17 protein-coding genes and 1 pseudogene are annotated in these 16176 nt (G+C 60.3%); 11 read left to right on the forward strand and 7 right to left on the reverse strand.

The window, feature by feature from the left end; all coding sequences use genetic code 11:
* Positions 1-30: 30 nt before the first annotated feature.
* From P0D84_RS13545 to P0D84_RS13555, 3 genes are read right to left on the reverse strand one after another with little or no spacing between them, the layout of a single operon-like run.
* Positions 31-1401, reverse strand: a complete 1371-nt coding sequence (locus tag P0D84_RS13545; protein WP_408334891.1) for an IS30 family transposase — start codon at positions 1399-1401, stop codon at positions 31-33.
* Positions 1317-2018 (reverse strand): IS3 family transposase, encoded by a 702-nt coding sequence (locus tag P0D84_RS13550; RefSeq protein WP_408337095.1) that lies wholly within the window; start codon positions 2016-2018, stop codon positions 1317-1319. Before P0D84_RS13550 ends, P0D84_RS13545 begins: the two co-directional genes overlap by 85 nt.
* A complete protein-coding gene (locus P0D84_RS13555) occupies positions 2015-2317 on the reverse strand; it encodes a transposase (protein WP_408336920.1) in 303 nt (100 codons plus the stop codon). The genes P0D84_RS13550 and P0D84_RS13555 overlap by 4 nt, the downstream gene beginning before the upstream one ends.
* A 164-nt stretch (positions 2318-2481) precedes the next feature.
* On the opposite strand from P0D84_RS13555, the gene P0D84_RS13560 reads away from it, so the two are divergent.
* Together P0D84_RS13560 and P0D84_RS13565 are read left to right on the forward strand one after the other, a co-directional pair.
* Positions 2482-3831, forward strand: coding sequence for an IS4 family transposase (locus P0D84_RS13560; RefSeq protein ID WP_459252212.1), 1350 nt, complete (start codon positions 2482-2484; stop codon positions 3829-3831).
* A 259-nt stretch (positions 3832-4090) separates the two neighbouring features.
* The gene (locus tag P0D84_RS13565) at positions 4091-4870 is read left to right on the forward strand and encodes a hypothetical protein (RefSeq protein WP_408337097.1); all 780 of its coding nucleotides are present in this window, start codon (positions 4091-4093) and stop codon (positions 4868-4870) included.
* 105 nt (positions 4871-4975) lie between these two features.
* Here P0D84_RS13565 and P0D84_RS13570 read toward each other — a convergent pair whose 3' ends face one another.
* Complete coding sequence (locus tag P0D84_RS13570; protein ID WP_408337099.1) at positions 4976-5896, reverse strand: LysR family transcriptional regulator; 921 nt, start codon at positions 5894-5896, stop codon at positions 4976-4978.
* Between the two features lie 140 nt (positions 5897-6036).
* On the opposite strand from P0D84_RS13570, the pseudogene P0D84_RS13575 reads away from it, so the two are divergent.
* Positions 6037-6915 (forward strand): annotated as a pseudogene (locus P0D84_RS13575) (DMT family transporter); the annotation flags it as partial.
* A 26-nt stretch (positions 6916-6941) separates the two neighbouring features.
* On the opposite strand, the gene P0D84_RS13580 reads toward P0D84_RS13575, so the two are convergent.
* The 3 genes from P0D84_RS13580 to P0D84_RS13590 all read right to left on the reverse strand — a co-directional run bounded on the left by P0D84_RS13580 (position 6942) and on the right by P0D84_RS13590 (position 9686).
* The gene (locus P0D84_RS13580) at positions 6942-8204 is read right to left on the reverse strand and encodes an MFS transporter (protein WP_408337101.1); all 1263 of its coding nucleotides are present in this window, start codon (positions 8202-8204) and stop codon (positions 6942-6944) included.
* A 300-nt stretch (positions 8205-8504) separates the two neighbouring features.
* On the reverse strand, positions 8505-9002 hold the full coding sequence (locus P0D84_RS13585) for a hypothetical protein (protein WP_408337103.1): 498 nt from the start codon (positions 9000-9002) through the stop codon (positions 8505-8507).
* A gap of 264 nt (positions 9003-9266) precedes the next feature.
* Positions 9267-9686 (reverse strand): DUF1810 domain-containing protein, encoded by a 420-nt coding sequence (locus P0D84_RS13590; protein WP_408337105.1) that lies wholly within the window; start codon positions 9684-9686, stop codon positions 9267-9269.
* A gap of 668 nt (positions 9687-10354) precedes the next feature.
* Here P0D84_RS13590 and P0D84_RS13595 point away from each other — a divergent pair.
* The 8 genes from P0D84_RS13595 (at position 10355) to P0D84_RS13630 (ending at position 16163) form a co-directional block, all read left to right on the forward strand.
* On the forward strand, positions 10355-11620 hold the full coding sequence (locus tag P0D84_RS13595) for a tyrosine-type recombinase/integrase (protein ID WP_408337107.1): 1266 nt from the start codon (positions 10355-10357) through the stop codon (positions 11618-11620).
* A gap of 154 nt (positions 11621-11774) precedes the next feature.
* The gene (locus P0D84_RS13600) at positions 11775-12437 is read left to right on the forward strand and encodes a hypothetical protein (protein WP_408337109.1); all 663 of its coding nucleotides are present in this window, start codon (positions 11775-11777) and stop codon (positions 12435-12437) included.
* 146 nt (positions 12438-12583) lie between these two features.
* The gene (locus tag P0D84_RS13605; protein WP_408337111.1) at positions 12584-12799 is read left to right on the forward strand and encodes a helix-turn-helix transcriptional regulator; all 216 of its coding nucleotides are present in this window, start codon (positions 12584-12586) and stop codon (positions 12797-12799) included.
* On the forward strand, positions 12796-12969 hold the full coding sequence (locus P0D84_RS13610) for a hypothetical protein (RefSeq protein ID WP_408337113.1): 174 nt from the start codon (positions 12796-12798) through the stop codon (positions 12967-12969). Before P0D84_RS13605 ends, P0D84_RS13610 begins: the two co-directional genes overlap by 4 nt.
* A gap of 237 nt (positions 12970-13206) precedes the next feature.
* Positions 13207-13398 (forward strand): XRE family transcriptional regulator, encoded by a 192-nt coding sequence (locus P0D84_RS13615; RefSeq protein ID WP_408337115.1) that lies wholly within the window; start codon positions 13207-13209, stop codon positions 13396-13398.
* A gap of 163 nt (positions 13399-13561) precedes the next feature.
* Positions 13562-13714, forward strand: a complete 153-nt coding sequence (locus P0D84_RS13620; protein WP_408337117.1) for a hypothetical protein — start codon at positions 13562-13564, stop codon at positions 13712-13714.
* Positions 13711-13995: a CHC2 zinc finger domain-containing protein gene (locus P0D84_RS13625; protein ID WP_408337119.1), complete on the forward strand. Its 285-nt coding sequence runs from the start codon at positions 13711-13713 to the stop codon at positions 13993-13995. Before P0D84_RS13620 ends, P0D84_RS13625 begins: the two co-directional genes overlap by 4 nt.
* The gene (locus P0D84_RS13630) at positions 13992-16163 is read left to right on the forward strand and encodes a DUF3987 domain-containing protein (protein WP_408337121.1); all 2172 of its coding nucleotides are present in this window, start codon (positions 13992-13994) and stop codon (positions 16161-16163) included. Before P0D84_RS13625 ends, P0D84_RS13630 begins: the two co-directional genes overlap by 4 nt.
* Positions 16164-16176 lie beyond the last annotated feature (13 nt).

Below are 16176 nucleotides of genomic sequence, written 5' to 3' on the forward strand. Positions count from 1 at the left end.
GGTTCAAGGAGTCGTTGCAACACTTGTTTTTTAAGCTGTGGATAGTAACTCTTCAAGCGCTTCAGCGGGGGTCTTCCACTGAAGGGCTTTGCGCGGTCGGGCGTTGAGTGTGTTGGCGACCGCATCGAGTTCGCGTTCAGAATATCGACTGATGTCGGTGCCTTTGGGGAAGTACTGTCGCAACAGGCCGTTGGTGTTTTCGTCAGTTCCACGCTGCCACGGGCTTCGCGGATCGCAGAAGTAGATTGCCAAACCCGTGTCGATTTGTAGCTGCGCATGCTGGGCCATTTCCGCGCCCTGATCCCAAGTTAGTGACTTGCGTAAATGCTCGGGCAGCATCGCGATCTTCGCGGCAATGGCATTGCGAACAGCCTCGGCGCCGTGGCCAGCTAACGCCGGCCCGTTCTTCACCCGAGCGCCAGAATTGTGGCCCGGCATGGGCGGTAGGTGCAGCAGCATTGTGAATCGGGTCGTACGTTCAACCAAAGTGCCAATTGCAGAGCTGTTCAGGCCGATGATCAGATCTCCTTCCCAATGCCCAGGTACAGCACGGTCGGCAACCTCGGCCGGGCGCTCACTGATCAGCACCTCGGAGGTGATGAAGCTTTTTCCTCGCTGCTGCGTTCTGGCCCGTGGCACGCGCAGTGCCCGGCCGGTACGCAGACACGCAGAGAGTTCGCGTCGCAATGCACCACGGCCCTGAATGTAGAGTGCTTGATAGATGGCTTCGTGTGAGATCTGCATAGACTCATCATCGGGGAAATCAAGTCGCAACCGGCGGCTGATCTGCTCCGGACTCCAGCAAGTGCCCCAACGCCGGTCGGCCCGACGACCATGCCGTCTTCCCTTCCACGGTACGTTGGGTCCCGGTATCGGCCGGCCCTTCTCATCGGTAACCGCATTCGCCAGTCGGTCCTGCACATAAGCCCGTAATCGCTCGTTCTCGGCGAGCTTGCTGGTCTTGGGCCGCCTTGCCGCTCGCTCGGCTTTCCACTGCGCGACCGTCGCCCGATAGGTCAGCGTACCGCCACGGGTCGCGGCATTGCGGCACAGTTCGCGTGAGATGGTCGAGGGCGAACGACCAAGCCGCCGTGCGATCTCGCAAACCCCGCAGTCCTGCGCCCGAAGCAAGGCAAGCTCCTCACGCTCCGAGAACGATAAATAGCGACCCGAGCGCGGCGCCAAATCTATCGGCGGCATGCCTCCAGCCTGGCGAAACCATCGCGGGCCCAAGGGCTGCGACACGCCGCACGCCAACGCGGCGGCATCACTCTCCATTCCCTCGGCAATGCGGTTCCAGAATGCTTGTTTCGTCTCTAACTGATTGACACCTGGCCTGCCCGGTGAAGACATCGATGCCCGCCCCGTCTGTTGCGCAGCCCAACCTCGTGGTCGTCCCATTTAACACCTCCAATCTCGAGATGTTGCAACGACCGATTGAATTCGCCCTGGCATCCCTGATCCGAGTGGAACATCAGGCCTGGCGACGGACTGCGCCGCTCCAGGGCCTGCTGCAACGCCCTGATCACCAGCGCTGTATCAGGCATCAGCCCCAACGACCAGCCGACGATACGGCGCGAATACAGGTCCATCACGATGGCAAGATAAGACCAACCCTGAAGCGTCCTCACATACGTAATGTCGCCTGCCCATACCTGATTGATGGCCGGCGGCTCGAAGTTACGGTCCAGCAGATTAGGCACCACCTGCGCCTGCTCATTGCTCTTCGGATAGCGATGTGTGCGCTTTCTGGTGACCACCAGTTGTGCCTGCCGCATCAGCGTGCCGGCACGATAACGACCTACCGCGTGACCACGTTTTCGCAACTCCTGCGACATCCTGCGGCTCCCATAACTGCCGCGGGTTTCGCGATGAATTTCCCGTGCGGCCGCTATCTGCTGGCAAGGCGCCGCACTCTTCGACGTGCGCCCGGCAAACGCGTAATAGCTGCTAGGCGCAACATTCATCACCCGGCACATCGCCCTCACAGGCCAGACCTTCTTCAGTGACTGGATCACTTCGGGAAGCGATCCATTTCCTTGACGAAGAAGGCCGTGGACTTTTTTAGTATGTCGCGCTCCCGTTCCAGATCGGCGACCCGGGCTTCGAGTTCGCGGATGCGGCGCGCATCGGCCTCTATCTCCAGTTGTGTACGCGGCGCTCTGACCTGCTCAGCGCGCCACAGCGTCACCCAGCGGCGCAACGCCGTGTCGCCCACGCCCAGCGCCTCACACGCCTGCGCATAGGAATAGCCCCTGCTGACCACCAGCTGGACCGCTTCTGCCTTCAATTCGTCGGGAATGTTCCGTCTGCTCATTTCTCACCTCAGTTGGAGAATTATCCCCTTTAGAGCATCGTCTTATACACAAGTCAGCCCTCCGCAACCGTAGGCCGGAACAAACCGTCGTCGGGCAATGAGATCGACGGGGGCTTGTAAACTTTCGGCGCATCGCGTTTACTCTCGCTTTTTGCGTGAACGCCTTGGCCCTGGAAGCACCGTGCTGGACGCAAACCGAATTTGCTGACCTCGACCTTGGCGACGCGCGCTTGAACAAGCGAGCGAGGACATTGATGGAACGATTGGCGGCCAAGCCGACGGCTGGCGTGCCGCAGGCGTGTCGGGGCTGGGGCGAGACGATGGCGGCGTACCGCTTCTTCGACAACGGCGAGGTCGAGTGGAGTGCGATTCTGGAACCGCACTGGCGGCAGACCGAGCAACGAATGGCCGCTCAGTCGGTCGTGTTGTGCCTGCAGGACACCACGGAACTGGATTTCAACGGCCGGCAGGCCGCGGGCCTTGGGCCACTGTCTTATGAGATGCAGCGCGGGATGTATTTGCATCCGACCTATGCGGTGACGCCTGAGCGGGTGCCGCTGGGTGTACTCGACGCATGGATGTGGGCGCGTGAGCCCAAGGACGCGCAGGGCCAGCGCGGCGGCCTCAAGGAAAGCCTGCGCTGGATCGAGGGTTACGAGCGCGTAGCGGAAACGGCATCGAGCCTGCCACACACGCGACTGGTGTACGTCGCTGATCGCGAGGCAGACATGCTCGCGCTGATGGTGCGGGCGCAGGAGTTGGGCACGCCGGCGGATTGGCTGATTCGCTCGACCCACGACCGCGCGCTGCCCGAGGGAGCCAAGCTATGGACAGCGACGACAGAAGGCACACCGCTGGGCGAGATTGCCTTCACGATGGGCTCGCGTCACGGCGTGAAGGCGCGCCAGGTGCGTCAGCACGTATGGTTGCGGCGCATCGAACTGCCGGCAGGCGTTGGTCAGAGCGTTGCGGCCACGTGTCTGGTGGCGCGTGAGTTTGATGCACCAGGCGGCGTCAAGCCGATCGAATGGCGCTTGCTGACCAACCGCGAAGCCACGACGTTGCAGGAAGCGATTGAACTGATCGACTGGTATCGGGCGCGCTGGGAAATCGAGATCTTGTTCAACGTGCTGAAGAACGGTTGCCGGGTCGAGGCGCTGCAACTGGGCGCGATCGAACGGCTCGAACGCGCGCTGGCGCTGTTTCTGGTCGTGGCTTGGCGAATCGTCCGTCTGATGCACATGGGTCGCAGTTGCCCCGATCTGGATGCCGAACTGTTCTTCGATGTCGATGAAATTCGTGGCGCGTATTTGCTGACCGACGTCAAGCAGCCGGACAAGCCCAAGCTCAACGAGGTGCTGCGCCTGATCGCGCGCCTGGGCGGATTCCTCGGCCGCAAGGGCGATGGCGAACCCGGCACGAAAGCTATTTGGCTGGGACTCAAAGAGGTTCATGTCGCTGCCAAGACATTGCAGAAGTTACGTGCCGGCGGTCACGCTGGAAATTGTGTATAAGCCGATGCCTTTAGAGGTGTCCAAGATCATTGAACCACTACAAGTGCCGCCCCGCACAGGGGCAACACTAATAGACCAATATCAATTCAAGGAAAGGCCAAAAAGCCAGATCAAGGAAAGACCAAAGAGCCAGATCAAGAAAACGCCAACACCATAAAACCACAGCCAACCAACCGCCGCACAGGCAAAAAAACCAACAAAACCGCAACTTCTATGTGACCATACCCAAACCCAACCCGCACGGAGTGCAAAAGGCAAAATGCAACAACCAGACCCACTCCATCCCCTGCGCCCCTTCCTGAAAAACTACGTCTGGGAACACGGCCACATCGGCACCCGATACCTAAACTGCGCCAACGGCGAAATCAACTTCGATGACGGCAAAAAATCCCGCTTCGCGGCAGAAAAATACCTCTACGTCCCATTAGACAAAGACGCCATCGACGACCCACGCGTCACCGGCCCGTCAACCCAGGACGCCGCCCTCGCGCGCTTCCTGCGCGCCGCGCAACTCGGCAAACCCGAAGAAGCCGGCTCGGCAGCGGAAGTCCAACGCGCCGTCCACGATTGCGTCGAGCTCGCGATCTTCAGCGCCTATCAGCACGACGCGCAACAAGCCGTCGACCACTACACCCAGGAAGCAATGTTCGACGACGAAATCCGCGCGGCGCTCGTCAGCGATATTCGCCGGGTCTACGGACCCATGCGTGAACAACTCGCGCTCTACGATTTCACCGTGCTGCACGGTCTGCCCACGCCGCTGCTGTTCAGCGATTCACCATTCATCGACTGGCGCGTGCGCGTCAAGCCGGCCATGCCATTCGTCTCGCTACCCCTCGGGCCCTACGCATTGCTGGTCGGCACGCCGTCAGGAAGAACCAGCCGCGCCGCACCCGTCGCGTGGAAAACGGCCGTGTCGATGGGCGTCCTGAAGGATCACAATCGGCTGATGGCCGAGCGCGCCCGTCTATGGATCGTCGCCACCAGCGACGATCAACTGGTCGCCATACAAGATCGCTTCAAGAAAGACGAGGCATAACCGGCACCGCCCTGCGTATCTTCACGCCCGGCGGTGTGTATGCGCTTCGAGCGCAAGCGGGCATGGCGCGCGTGCGCGTTGCGCGGTGAACTTGACCCGCGCTGCTTAAGCCGCTTCGTGAATGTGCTCGACAAGATAGTCGATCAACGCCCTTACCTTGGGCGGCAAGAAGCGGTTCGGCGGATACAACAGCCACACCGCCCCCACGTAAGCGCGCGCTTCGAGGTTCCAGTCAGGCAGCACCTGCACCAGCTCGCCGCTCAGCAATGCATCGGTAGCGGCAAATTCGGGCAAGCTCGCAACGCCGAAATCCTGCTGCGCCGCTTCGAGCCGCGCGCCAGCATGATTGGCGATGTAACGCCCTTTCACGTCGACGCTTTGCGTCTCCGTGCCGCGGCGAAAGCGCCAGCGGTTGTCGTCGGCGGTTTCGCCCAGATAAAGGCAATCGTGCTTGAGGAGATCGCGCGGTTGCGCGGGCATCCCGCGCTCGCGTAAATAGGCCGGCGACGCGACCAGTAGCCAGCGCACCGCGCCCAGCCTGCGTCCCGCGAGTCCCTGAGGAGGGTGCTCGGTCAGACGGATCACCAGATCGACATCGTCGGCGAGCGGGTCGACGTCGTGATCGGTGAACAGCAGTTGCAGGTCGACTTCGTCGTAAGCGCGCAGGAAGCCGGGAATCAGCGGATGAATCACGGTCTTCGCAAACGCGGTCGGCGCGCTCACGCTGACCTTGCCTTGCGGTCTGCCGGCCAGTTGCCCGGCGGCATCCACCGCGCCCGACGCGGCGCTCAGCATGTCGCGGCAGAAACGCACGACCTGGGCGCCCGATTCCGTGACCCGCACCGTGCGCGTCGACCGTTCCAGCAGGCGTGTCGCCAAAGCGTCCTCGAGCCGCTTGATCTGACGGCTGACGGTAGACGGCGTACTGCCGAGCTGACGCGCGGCCACCGAAAAATTGCCGGCATCGACGACGCGCGCGAAAACCGCCATATCCGGCAGCAAGGCGAAAAGGTCGGTTGGGTTCATCGTGAGAAGCCCGTTGAAGGTGCGTCTATTAATGCGTTTGAGACATAAAAGCTGTGCACGGCGACCCGATTATCGCCTTCAGCGCAAAGTTCGACAATATGTGCGCAATACGTGCTCATCTGTTTGAGGTCCGCCCCGCCATGTCGAAACAACCACGCCTGCTTCTGCTTTCCGATCTGATGCTGCTCGCGGTCGCCGTGGTGTGGGGCACCAGTTACGGCGTCGTCAAAAGTGCCCTCGTGTTCTATCCGGTGCTGGGTTTGCTGACGATCCGCTTTGGCATCACCTTTGTGATCCTGTCGCCCGCGTTGCGCCATTTGCGCGCCGCCAATGGCCGCACGCTAAGTGGGGTGCTCATCGCGGGCGCCCTGCTGCTCGGCATCTTTCTCTGCGAGACCTTCGGCATTCTGCTGACGCGTGCGGCCAATGCGGCGTTTCTAATCAGTCTGTGCGTAGTGCTGACGCCGCTCATCGAATGGTGGCTGCTTAAACGCAGGCCGAGCCGCATCGAATGGATGGCGGTCGTCCTTTCGCTGTTCGGCGCCTGGCTGCTGGCGGGGGATGGCGCGCTGAGTTTCAATTCCGGCGACGCGTTGATTCTGCTCGCCGCGCTGCTGCGTGCGTTGAATGTATGCGTGACTAAACGGGTGATGCGCGACTCCGCGTTGCCGCCTTTGTCGGTGACCGCAGTTCAGTCGGGCGTGGTGGCATTCGGCGCCGCCGCGGTTGCGTTGCTGTTTGCGCCGCAACAGTGGCAGCCGATGCCGTCGCTCACCGGGCATGCCGTGTTCTGGAGTTATGTCGGCTATCTGGTGATTGCGTGCACGCTATTCGCGTTCTTCGCGCAGAACTTCGCGATCAAGCGCAGCAGCCCGACGCGCGTGTCGCTGCTGATGGGCAGCGAACCTGCCTTCGGCGCGCTGTTCGCCTGCATCTGGTTAGGTGAACGGATTTCAACGGTGGCGTGGATCGGCGGCGCGTTGATCGTCGTGGCATCGATTCTCGCGACGGTGCGATGGACGGCGCGGCGCGTGGGCTGCATCGATCAACTGCTCGGCGAGAGCGCCTCTTCTCGCTCCAGCGAACGCGTGCGCTTGAGTTCCGGAAAAAACCGCATCCACAACAAGGCGACGGCGATCGTCGCGACGCCGCCCAGCAGCACGGCCGGCTGTGCGCCCCACCATCCCGCTGTCACGCCGGACTCGAACTCGCCCAGTTGATTCGATGTCCCGATGAATAGCGAATTGACCGCGCTAACACGACCCAGCATGTCGCCAGGCGTACGCAATTGCACGAGCGACAGGCGCACCACAACGCTGATGGTGTCCGACGCGCCCAGCACCATGAGCGCGAAGAGCGACACGAAGAATTGATGCGATAAACCGAACACGATAGTGGCGGCACCGAACGCGATCACGCCACCGAACATCGCAGCGCCGGGCCGATTACGCAGCGGGAAATGGGCAAGCCAGATGGTGCCCGCGAGCGCGCCGATGGCGGTGCCCGAGCGCAGCAGGCCGAGACCGAGCGGGCCTGTGTGCAGGATGTCGCGTGCAAAAACCGGTAACAGCGCGGTCGCGCCGCCGAACAGCACCGCGAATAGATCGAGCGAGAGCGCGCCGAGTATCACGGGCTCCTTGCGGATAAAAGCGATGCCGGAGAACACCGATTCGAGCGTGACCGGCGCGCGGCTCGCCGGCTTGGCCTGCAACGGAATCGCCCACACGGAAGCCGCAGCGGCCGCGAACGTCAGCGTGCAAGCGAGATAGGCCGCGCCCGGACCGATGCCATAAAGCAAGCCGCCCAATGCCGGGCCCGCGATCTGGGCGGACTGATTCGCGGAGGTAGCCCATGCCGTGGCTTTGGGCAATTGCCCGCGCGGCACGACGGCCGGCAGTAACGAGGCAACCGCGGGAGATTCAAAGGCGCGGGCCGCGCCTACGCATGCGGCCAGCACATAGATGACCGGCGCACTGATCCAGCCACCGAAGGTGCCGAAGGCGAATAGCAATGCAGCGGCGCTTTCGAGGCTTTGACAGACGGCCGCGATCCGGCGACGGTCGTAGCGATCGGCGACGTGACCGACCACGAGCGTCAACAGGAACATCGGCAGAAATTGGGCGAGACCGACAAGGCCCAGTGCAAAGGCGCTATGCGTGAGCGCGTAGATGTGCCAGCCCATTGCCACGGCGAGCATCTGGAAAGACAGCGATGAGAGGATGCGGGTACACCAGAAACGTTGAAAGGCGGGGTGTCTAGGCAAACTGAAGCTGGGACCGCCGGTGGGATCGGCTGGAGGCTGGGGCATTGGTTTCTTGCTCTCTACTAGGCTGGCTCGGGCGGCTGGTAGTTTAGAGCAAGTTTATTTATTTGTTTTTTATACTTACGCGGCGCTTTCTTTTTGTAAGACTGTGGCAGCGGACCGGTGACCAGAGGCCCTGGCACCTGTCCACCCCGGATCACACGGAGTCCGACAAAACCTTGGGGCGATCACTTCCGCCCTGCTCAATGTGTGGGAGGCGTGCCAAAGCTGTGTGCCATTGGCTGAGTAACATCGAAGGCATAACGTCATGATTTAATTGGCTCATCTTCTTAGCCTTCATCAAGCTCAGGGGACGTGATCATTTCCGTTTTGCTCATGGAGCGGGTCGGGGCTTTTCTGGGTCGAGCGGAGGACGCCAGTGTCATCGAAATAGAAATTGAACAACTGGTACCACACCCCGTCTTCCAGATAGCGATAGCTCCATACTTCACGCTTCATCAATGGAAAGTAAGTGGTTTCCTCCGGGCGGCCGAAGTTGACCAGCACGTCTTTCTTAGTCCACTTGTCTACCTCTGCCCGATAGAACTCGCTCGGCTGAAGCACTTGCCGGACGCTGATCACGTTGCCCATCGCGTCGATGTCAGCAGCGGTGGTGACTTCACCCATCGGCTGTGTCGGCCACATCAGACGCTTCGCGCCGCCAGGCAGGTCGTAGACCTCACGCGGCTGGCCTAGTTTAGCGATGACATTGCCTTCCGGCTCGCCGGCCTCGAAGCGCTGCCAGGGCTGCGCACAGCCGCCGAACACTAGAACCGCCGCACAGCTCAGCGCGGCGCAGGTCATGCTACACGCACGCTGCAGCGTGAAGCACTTCCTTATCGCTCGATGGGATGTCATGTCAGACTCCGTACAGCAGGTCAGGCCAGATCTTTTGAGGGGAACGCACGAGATTCGTTTTGCAACCACCGCCTGGACAATGGGTTGCATGACGGCGGCCAGCTCCGTGTCGCGCCCACGGGATCCGCCGCTTAACCGGGTCCTTTAGCGCTCCCAGTTTCGACCCGAGCGTGTGCGCTCGCATCTATGTCTGCGCAGCGCAGAGGCCGCCTATAGCTGCTGCAGCGTTCGCGAATCGCCTTCACCGCCGAAGTACCTGCGCAGCGCTTCGATAAAAATTTCGTTGTCGCTCGTCGCACGGGCGAACAGGGTGAGTGATGACTTGAACTTCAGGTCATCCGGATATCCGAAAATTTCCTCGATCGAACGGTCTTTGACAAGGTTGACCAGTCGCGTCGCTTCCCGCAGCCGTTGGCCGAGTATCGGATGACGCAGATACGCCTCGGCCTCGGCCAGCGTCGAGATCGCGAACCGCTGCGCCATTGCGCTTGTCCCAAGGCCCTGGATCTGCGGAAATACGAACCACATCCAGTGGCTTCGCTTACGCCCGTCACGCAGTTCTTCACATACCTGTGCGTACACCGGCTCCTGGGCGTCGACGAAGCGCTGAAGGTCATAGGGATCGTCCATTTTGCACTCCGCGGTGACTGGCGGGAGAATCCACGCGTTCACGTCAATTCTCGCACCTGTTTTCCGCTTTGTCAGGCGTCCATGGTGGCCACTGCCCGGCTGGGCAACGCGGTGCCGCAAGTCCATTCAACGGTAGCGCATCGCGCAGAAATGCCATCCGGACTTTCAAGCGTTCGGCCCGGTTTGCTGGAAAGAACCGCCTCGTAGTAGCTTCCTTCCATGCTTCGGCCTTGCTTTCGGAAATAACCTTCCTCGTCCAGCTGGTCGATCACCGCGACGACAAAGTTCCAGTCCGCCTGTTGAACCTCGCCGTGCTCGCCCTTCGGTATCTCGAAGTCTGTCGGGCAAAGTTCAACGGAATTGGGAAAGACCCGTAGAGCATTGCGAACGCTTCGGATGCAATCCTGTTGAAGCGGTCACGTTTTCGGAGTTAGTCCATGTCCTGAGAACAACAGTTTTCCGGATTGGCGGGTTTGAGGACGGGTAGAAACGAAAACAGGCCCTGGAGGCCTGTTTTCATTGGTGTTCTGGCGGAGAGACGGTCCGCCAAAGCCATTTTTCTCCCGAACCGCATCGGACCTTATCAATCCTCCCAATACCATACCCACAAAGGCTATCAGGCCGTTCGCTCGGGACCCGATCACCCATTGATGGTCCGATAGAGTTCATTGCCTTCCCACAAAATCCAGTGCAAAATTGTGGGAACTTTTGTGGGAGGAATTTTGGCGCTACGCAACCTAACTGATCGCGAAATCCGGTCGATCAAATCCAAGCCGGGGATGCATCGCGTCGCTAGCGGACTCTATCTGCGCGTGACGGACACGGGGGCCGCGTTCTGGATGTTGCGCTACTCCAGCGCCGGTAAAGCTAAGGAGATGAGTCTAGGGAGATACGCCGACCACTCGCTAGCTGAAGCTGCCGCGAAAGCCACCGCGCTGCGCTTGACGCTGAAGCGCGACGGCGTCGACCCGCTGACTGAAAAGCGGCAGCAGGCCCAGCGCGCGCGAGGCACCACCTTCAAAGACGTGGCAGCCGATTTGATTAAGTCGAAACGCGATGGCTGGAAAAACGCAAAGCATGCTGCGCAGTGGTCGGCAACGCTGGAGACGTATGCCTATCCGAAGATTGGCGAGCGCGACGTCGCGACCATCACGACGGAAGACGTCCTGGAAGTTTTGAAGCCCGTATGGTCGGTAAAGCATGAGACGGCGACTCGCCTCCGCCAACGCATCGAAGCTGTGCTGACCGCAGCTAAGGTGCGAAATCTGCGCAGCGGCGAAAACCCCGCGGCATGGCGAGGGCATCTGCAGGCGTTGCTGCCGGCAATCCCGAAAACCCAGCGCGTCAAGCATCATCCCGCCCTACCCTGGAAGGATCTACCTGCTTTCGTTTCAGAACTGCGGGCCCGAGACAATATCAGCGCAACGGCACTGGCATTCACGATTTTGACCGCCTGCCGCACCGGCGAAGTGCTCGGCGCGCGATGGGGCGAAATCGATCTGGATGCAGCGCTATGGACTATCCCAGCCCCCCGAATGAAGTCGAAGCGGCCGCATCGCGTGGCGCTGTCCGCATCGGTGCTAAAGCTGCTTGAGACATTGCCGCAGGGCGGCGACGATAAGTTGATATTCCCCGGCGCAAAGCCTGAGCGCCCTCTTTCGTCGATGGCCATGCTCGAGTTGCTCCGCGGTGTGCGTCCCGGATTGACTGTTCACGGATTCCGCTCAACGTTCCGCGACTGGGTTGGCGAGGCGACTAGCTACCCCCGAGAACTTGCGGAACATGCCTTGGCGCACGTTGTTTCAGATGCCACCGAGGCTGCTTACCGGCGTGGCGACGGACTCGAGCGCCGCAAAAAGATGATGCAGGATTGGGCCGACTTTGCGGATGGCCACGGCAAGATTATCGAGATGGCCGGCACCTCGCGTGGTTAGCGCGCTCGGCAAATAGCTTGCGCTTTTACGTAGAATTGAACCGCGCACATCGGTGCGCAAACAGTAAAGCCGCGCCTAGATCGATGGATCGAAAACGGGTTCCCTCACCCGCTGGCGCGGCCCTTCTTTAAGGGGGCTTTGCGTGAGGGCGCGAATGAATAATTTCGAGAAACGGTTTATTAGCCGTGCGGAGGACTTAATTGACGATCTTTACGATATAGCAGGGGATTGCGATACTCGGAAATTATTTGACATTGGAAGATTTGGTTGGCTATTAACTGTTGGTCGGCATTATCCAGATGATGAATTTCTAACCGAAGAAGAATTTTCTATTCTTAGTGAGGGGGAGAGAATATGGAGACAATCCTTAGAGATTGAAGATGAAAGATTAGCTTTGGTTCGTGCGTGGATAGATGCAAGCAAAGTTGAGCGCGATATCGGTCTTGGACTCTATTGCTGCGCAATGCTGATGAGCGGTATGTACCGCAACGAAGATGAGGCTATTGTTCTGTTCAGAGTCGCAAGTGAGAGATATGCCTTTGCAATTATGGCCCCCATTGTCATCGACTTGGAGGCTGGTACGCATGGTGAGATTACCGGAGTAAAGAATCATGACAATAATCCGGCTGCAGAAATGGCACGGCGGAGGCATAAGGAGCATTACGAGTTATCGAAATATGCAATAGACCACTGGCACAAAAACATAGATAAGAAATTGTCGGCATCCAAGGCTGCAGAAGAATTGATCGGCATAGTTAAGTTGTCACACAAAAAACTTGCCGAATTAATATCGGCAGAAAAAAAGAAGGTGACTTGAACGTTTCCCGTCTGCGCAGAGCGGAATGTCTGCGCTCGGTGGACCCTATGCGCATGCAGGTAGCAACTCTCGACTTTATGTAAATAATGAGAAGCCATGTGTTCCCGGATGGGCCGGGGACGCTCACTAACCGATAGTGAGGAAACATGGCTGCACAACTTCAATCCGCTCTCGCGATCCTGCGCCGGAACCAAGTTCAAGACGCGACGGGTCTCAGCAAGTCGACAATCTACGCTCGCACTCGCGAGGGCACATTCCCCCGCCCCATTCAGTTGGGACCGCGCGCCGTTGGCTGGCGCCGTGGGGACATCGACGCCTGGCTCTCCGATCCGGCAAACTACCGCGCGGAGGTCGCAGCATGAGCGCCCTCTTCGCCCACATCGAGCCGGCCGCAGAACCGGGCTTCGTCTTCGTCCGCTCCAGCACCACGTCAAACCCTGAGCGCAAGCCGCCGATGATCGTCCGCCGCGACGAATTGAACGCCGTCCTTCTGATGCTGCTTGACGCAGCAAACCGAGCGGAGGCCGCTTAATGCAGCTGGCAATGAATCGCTCATTCCCAAATCCGCGCTTGACGATTAGGACCGTTGGGCCTATCCTCGACATCAGCGGTTGCGTAAGTGCGCGACCCATCACAGCCGAGAGGATTCTGATCATGAAGCACCCATTCCGTGCGGCGCTTGGCCGCCCCATTCCCAATGAGATATACGCCCCCGACTCCGATCGACTTGGAGAAACTGAAGCAGGAATTGAAACTCAGCAGCGCCGGGATGGCCGATCTGTTCGGCGTGCAAGGCGGTCGTCAGTGGCGCAAATATACCGGCGGGGAAACTCCGCGGGATCTCAGTCCGCATCTGTTGTTCTTCGCGATGGCGCAACTGGAGCTCGACTCCGAGACGATGGAACGCATTCTGAATCGGATGCGCGCAGTCGGAGCGACGATAGAGCTCGACAAGCCGTAATCCCGGCTGTCAATGCGTTCGCACCTCTCCCGAAAAATCTCACCCAAATCATTCGCGACGCCCTGCGCGCTGCTGCCATCTCGGCGACGCCTAACGATGCAATCGACGTTCTTGGCGATGCGCTTATCCGCTTGGCCGACCTTGCCCGCGCGGAGGTCCGGCAATGAGCGCCAAGGACAAGAAATCCGCCCTGCTGGGCCAGATGTCCTGCGACGCCTACGCGCTTCTGTCGGACGGCGCCCAGGCTGAACTGCGGATGCAGTTCAACGCGCTGAACGATGAGTTGCAGGAGTTGATTCCGGAGGAACGCCCATGATCGGTTCTCAATTTAACCGTGAAGCGCTCCCCCCCGTCGGTGACGTGCTGGCGCTGTTGAATCTGGAACCCGGTAGGCCGAACGGGTCGGGTTATGGGCAGGTTCGCTGCCCGATCCACGGCGAGAGCAACCCGAGCCTGTCTATCCACCTCGAGCGCGGTAACTGGCGATGTTTCGCGTGCGGCGAGGCTGGCGGCGACGTACTGGAACTGTATCGCCGTGCTCGGGGGCTGTCGTTCGCACAGGCTGCACGCGAGTTAGGCGCATGGGAGGGACGATGAATACGGCAATCGAGGAACGGGCATTGACGGAAGCTGACTGTAAAGCAGCCGCCGGACGCCTGTTCAAAGCGCAAAAGCTGGAAGGCTATATGCCGGTCGCGCTGCACGTGTTCTCTGACGCTGATGGTCGGATCATTCTTGCACGCGTTCGGATGCACAAGACTGACGCGACTGCCCCCAAGGGTTATAGCAAGCTGATCCGCCCGTTCTATCACGATGGCACGCAGTGGAAGCACGGCGAGCCTCCGCAAGCAGGCGGAAAGGTGCTTTATGGCCTTCGGGAAGTTTCGGCGTTTCCTAAGGCCTTAGTACTCCTACTGGAGGGAGAGCAGAAGGCGGACGCGGCGACGAAGATCGGCATGGGCCGGTTCGTTGGCGTCACGTCTGGCGGCTGCACCAGTGCTGGTGCTGCGGACTGGCAACCGCTGGCGGGCCGTCATGTGCTGCTGTGGCCGGATCACGACGCACCAGGCGCGAAGTACGCCGACGAGGTAACGGAGAAGCTGGAAGCGCTTGGAGGCACGGTGGAGCGGGTGGACGTGGCCGCTATGAGCCTGCCGGAAAAAGGCGACGTGATGGACTGGCTCGAGGTCTTCAAAGCAAGTCACGACCGGATGCCGACCGCTGATGATGTGCTGGCACTGCCCCGAGTCGGGGCGCGTGCAGCGGCCACGCCTAAAGATGGTGGCGAGTCGTCGGAATGGCCTGAGCCGCAGTCGCTCGCTTCAACCACGGACGCGCTGGAATATCCGGTTGAGGCGCTACCGCCGTGCATTAGGACCGCTGTAGAGGAGGTGCAAGGGTTCGTGCAAGCGCCCTTGCCGATGGTCGCATCGTCGGCGATCGCAGCGCTGAGTCTGTCGATTCAGGCACTCGTTGATGTCGAGCGAGCCGGCCGCCTGGCTGGTCCGGCATCGCTGTTCATGCTGACCATCGCAGAGTCCGGAGAGCGCAAGTCAACTTCAGACGGGTTCTTTACCGCCGCGGTGCGCGAGTATCAGTCCGAGCAGCAGCAACTGTTTGCGCCGGTCCTTAAAGACTTCAAGGCCGATCTTCAGGCATGGGAGGCCGAAACGGGCGGTGTCAAAGAGAAAATCAAGCAAGAGGCCAAGAACCGGAAACCGACCGACGCGCTCAAGGCGGACTTGCGTGACCTGGAGAACGACAAGCCGGAGCCGCCGCGCGTGCCGCGACTGCTGTATGGCGACGTAACTCCGGAGGCGCTCGCCTTCTCCCTTGGCAAGCAATGGCCGTCGGGTGGCGTCGTGTCGGCTGAGGCCGGCATCGTGTTCGGCGCTCATGGCATGGGTGCAGATAGCGTGATGCGCAACTTGGCGACGCTCAATGTCCTGTGGGATGGCAGCAACCTGACGATTGACCGGCGAACATCCGAATCATACGAGGTACGCGGGGCACGGTTGACGGTGGCACTGCAGGTGCAGGCGGCGACGATTCTGAGCTTCTTCGAGAGGTCCGGGACGCTGGCGCGCGGCACAGGCTTTCTAGCCCGGTTCCTGATTGCATGGCCCCAATCGACGCAAGGAACTCGGCTTTTCAAAGAGGCCCCCGAGCACTGGCCGCACATGGCGACATTCAATCAGAGGATCGCGGAGATTCTGCGCACGCCAGTTCCGATCGACGACGACGGTCATTTGCAGCCACAGATGCTCACTCTTGCGCCCGACACCAAAGCCGCATGGGTAGCGTTTCATGATGCCGTGGAAGTCCAGTTGCGCGACGGCGGCGACCTCCACGATGTGCGAGACGTGGCGAGCAAGTCGGCAGACAACGCGGCGCGTCTGGCAGCGCTGTTCCATGTGTTCAGCGGCGCAACGGGGCCGATTGGCCTGGATGCCTTCGAGAGCGCATCAAGCATCGTTGCATGGCACCTGAGCGAATCGAAGCGCTTTTTCTCCGAGCTTGCGTTACCTGATGACGTGGCGGACGCGGCGAGGCTCGATGCGTGGCTGATCGAGCATTGTCGTGCCGAACGCACGCAAATGGTCAGTAAGCGTCACGCCCAACAGTTTGGTCCCCTGCGCAAGGCCGATCCATTGAGCGCCGCACTCAAGGCCCTGGAGGATCTGGACCGGGTTCGCGTCGCCCGGGCTGGAAAGCAGATCCTGATTCACGTGAATCCTGCGCTACTGGATGGGGGTGTGAAATGAGCCTGACTGATCT

It is taken from the genome of Paraburkholderia sp. RL17-337-BIB-A (assembly GCF_046025895.1).
Taxonomy (GTDB): Bacteria; Pseudomonadota; Gammaproteobacteria; order Burkholderiales; family Burkholderiaceae; genus Paraburkholderia; species Paraburkholderia fungorum_C.

Bases quoted from the DNA above. Each gene is read 5' to 3' on its own strand.
- P0D84_RS13545 (WP_408334891.1), bottom strand. From the start codon at position 1,401: ATGGGACGACCACGAGGTTGGGCTGCGCAACAGACGGGGCGGGCATCG.
- P0D84_RS13555 (WP_408336920.1), bottom strand. From the start codon at position 2,317: ATGAGCAGACGGAACATTCCCGACGAATTGAAGGCAGAAGCGGTCCAG.
- P0D84_RS13565 (WP_408337097.1), top strand. From the start codon at position 4,091: ATGCAACAACCAGACCCACTCCATCCCCTGCGCCCCTTCCTGAAAAAC.
- P0D84_RS13570 (WP_408337099.1), bottom strand. From the start codon at position 5,896: ATGAACCCAACCGACCTTTTCGCCTTGCTGCCGGATATGGCGGTTTTC.
- P0D84_RS13580 (WP_408337101.1), bottom strand. From the start codon at position 8,204: ATGCCCCAGCCTCCAGCCGATCCCACCGGCGGTCCCAGCTTCAGTTTG.
- P0D84_RS13585 (WP_408337103.1), bottom strand. From the start codon at position 9,002: ATGACCTGCGCCGCGCTGAGCTGTGCGGCGGTTCTAGTGTTCGGCGGC.
- P0D84_RS13590 (WP_408337105.1), bottom strand. From the start codon at position 9,686: ATGGACGATCCCTATGACCTTCAGCGCTTCGTCGACGCCCAGGAGCCG.
- P0D84_RS13600 (WP_408337109.1), top strand. From the start codon at position 11,775: ATGAATAATTTCGAGAAACGGTTTATTAGCCGTGCGGAGGACTTAATT.
- P0D84_RS13605 (WP_408337111.1), top strand. From the start codon at position 12,584: ATGGCTGCACAACTTCAATCCGCTCTCGCGATCCTGCGCCGGAACCAA.
- P0D84_RS13610 (WP_408337113.1), top strand. From the start codon at position 12,796: ATGAGCGCCCTCTTCGCCCACATCGAGCCGGCCGCAGAACCGGGCTTC.
- P0D84_RS13615 (WP_408337115.1), top strand. From the start codon at position 13,207: ATGGCCGATCTGTTCGGCGTGCAAGGCGGTCGTCAGTGGCGCAAATAT.
- P0D84_RS13620 (WP_408337117.1), top strand. From the start codon at position 13,562: ATGAGCGCCAAGGACAAGAAATCCGCCCTGCTGGGCCAGATGTCCTGC.
- P0D84_RS13625 (WP_408337119.1), top strand. From the start codon at position 13,711: ATGATCGGTTCTCAATTTAACCGTGAAGCGCTCCCCCCCGTCGGTGAC.
- P0D84_RS13630 (WP_408337121.1), top strand. From the start codon at position 13,992: ATGAATACGGCAATCGAGGAACGGGCATTGACGGAAGCTGACTGTAAA.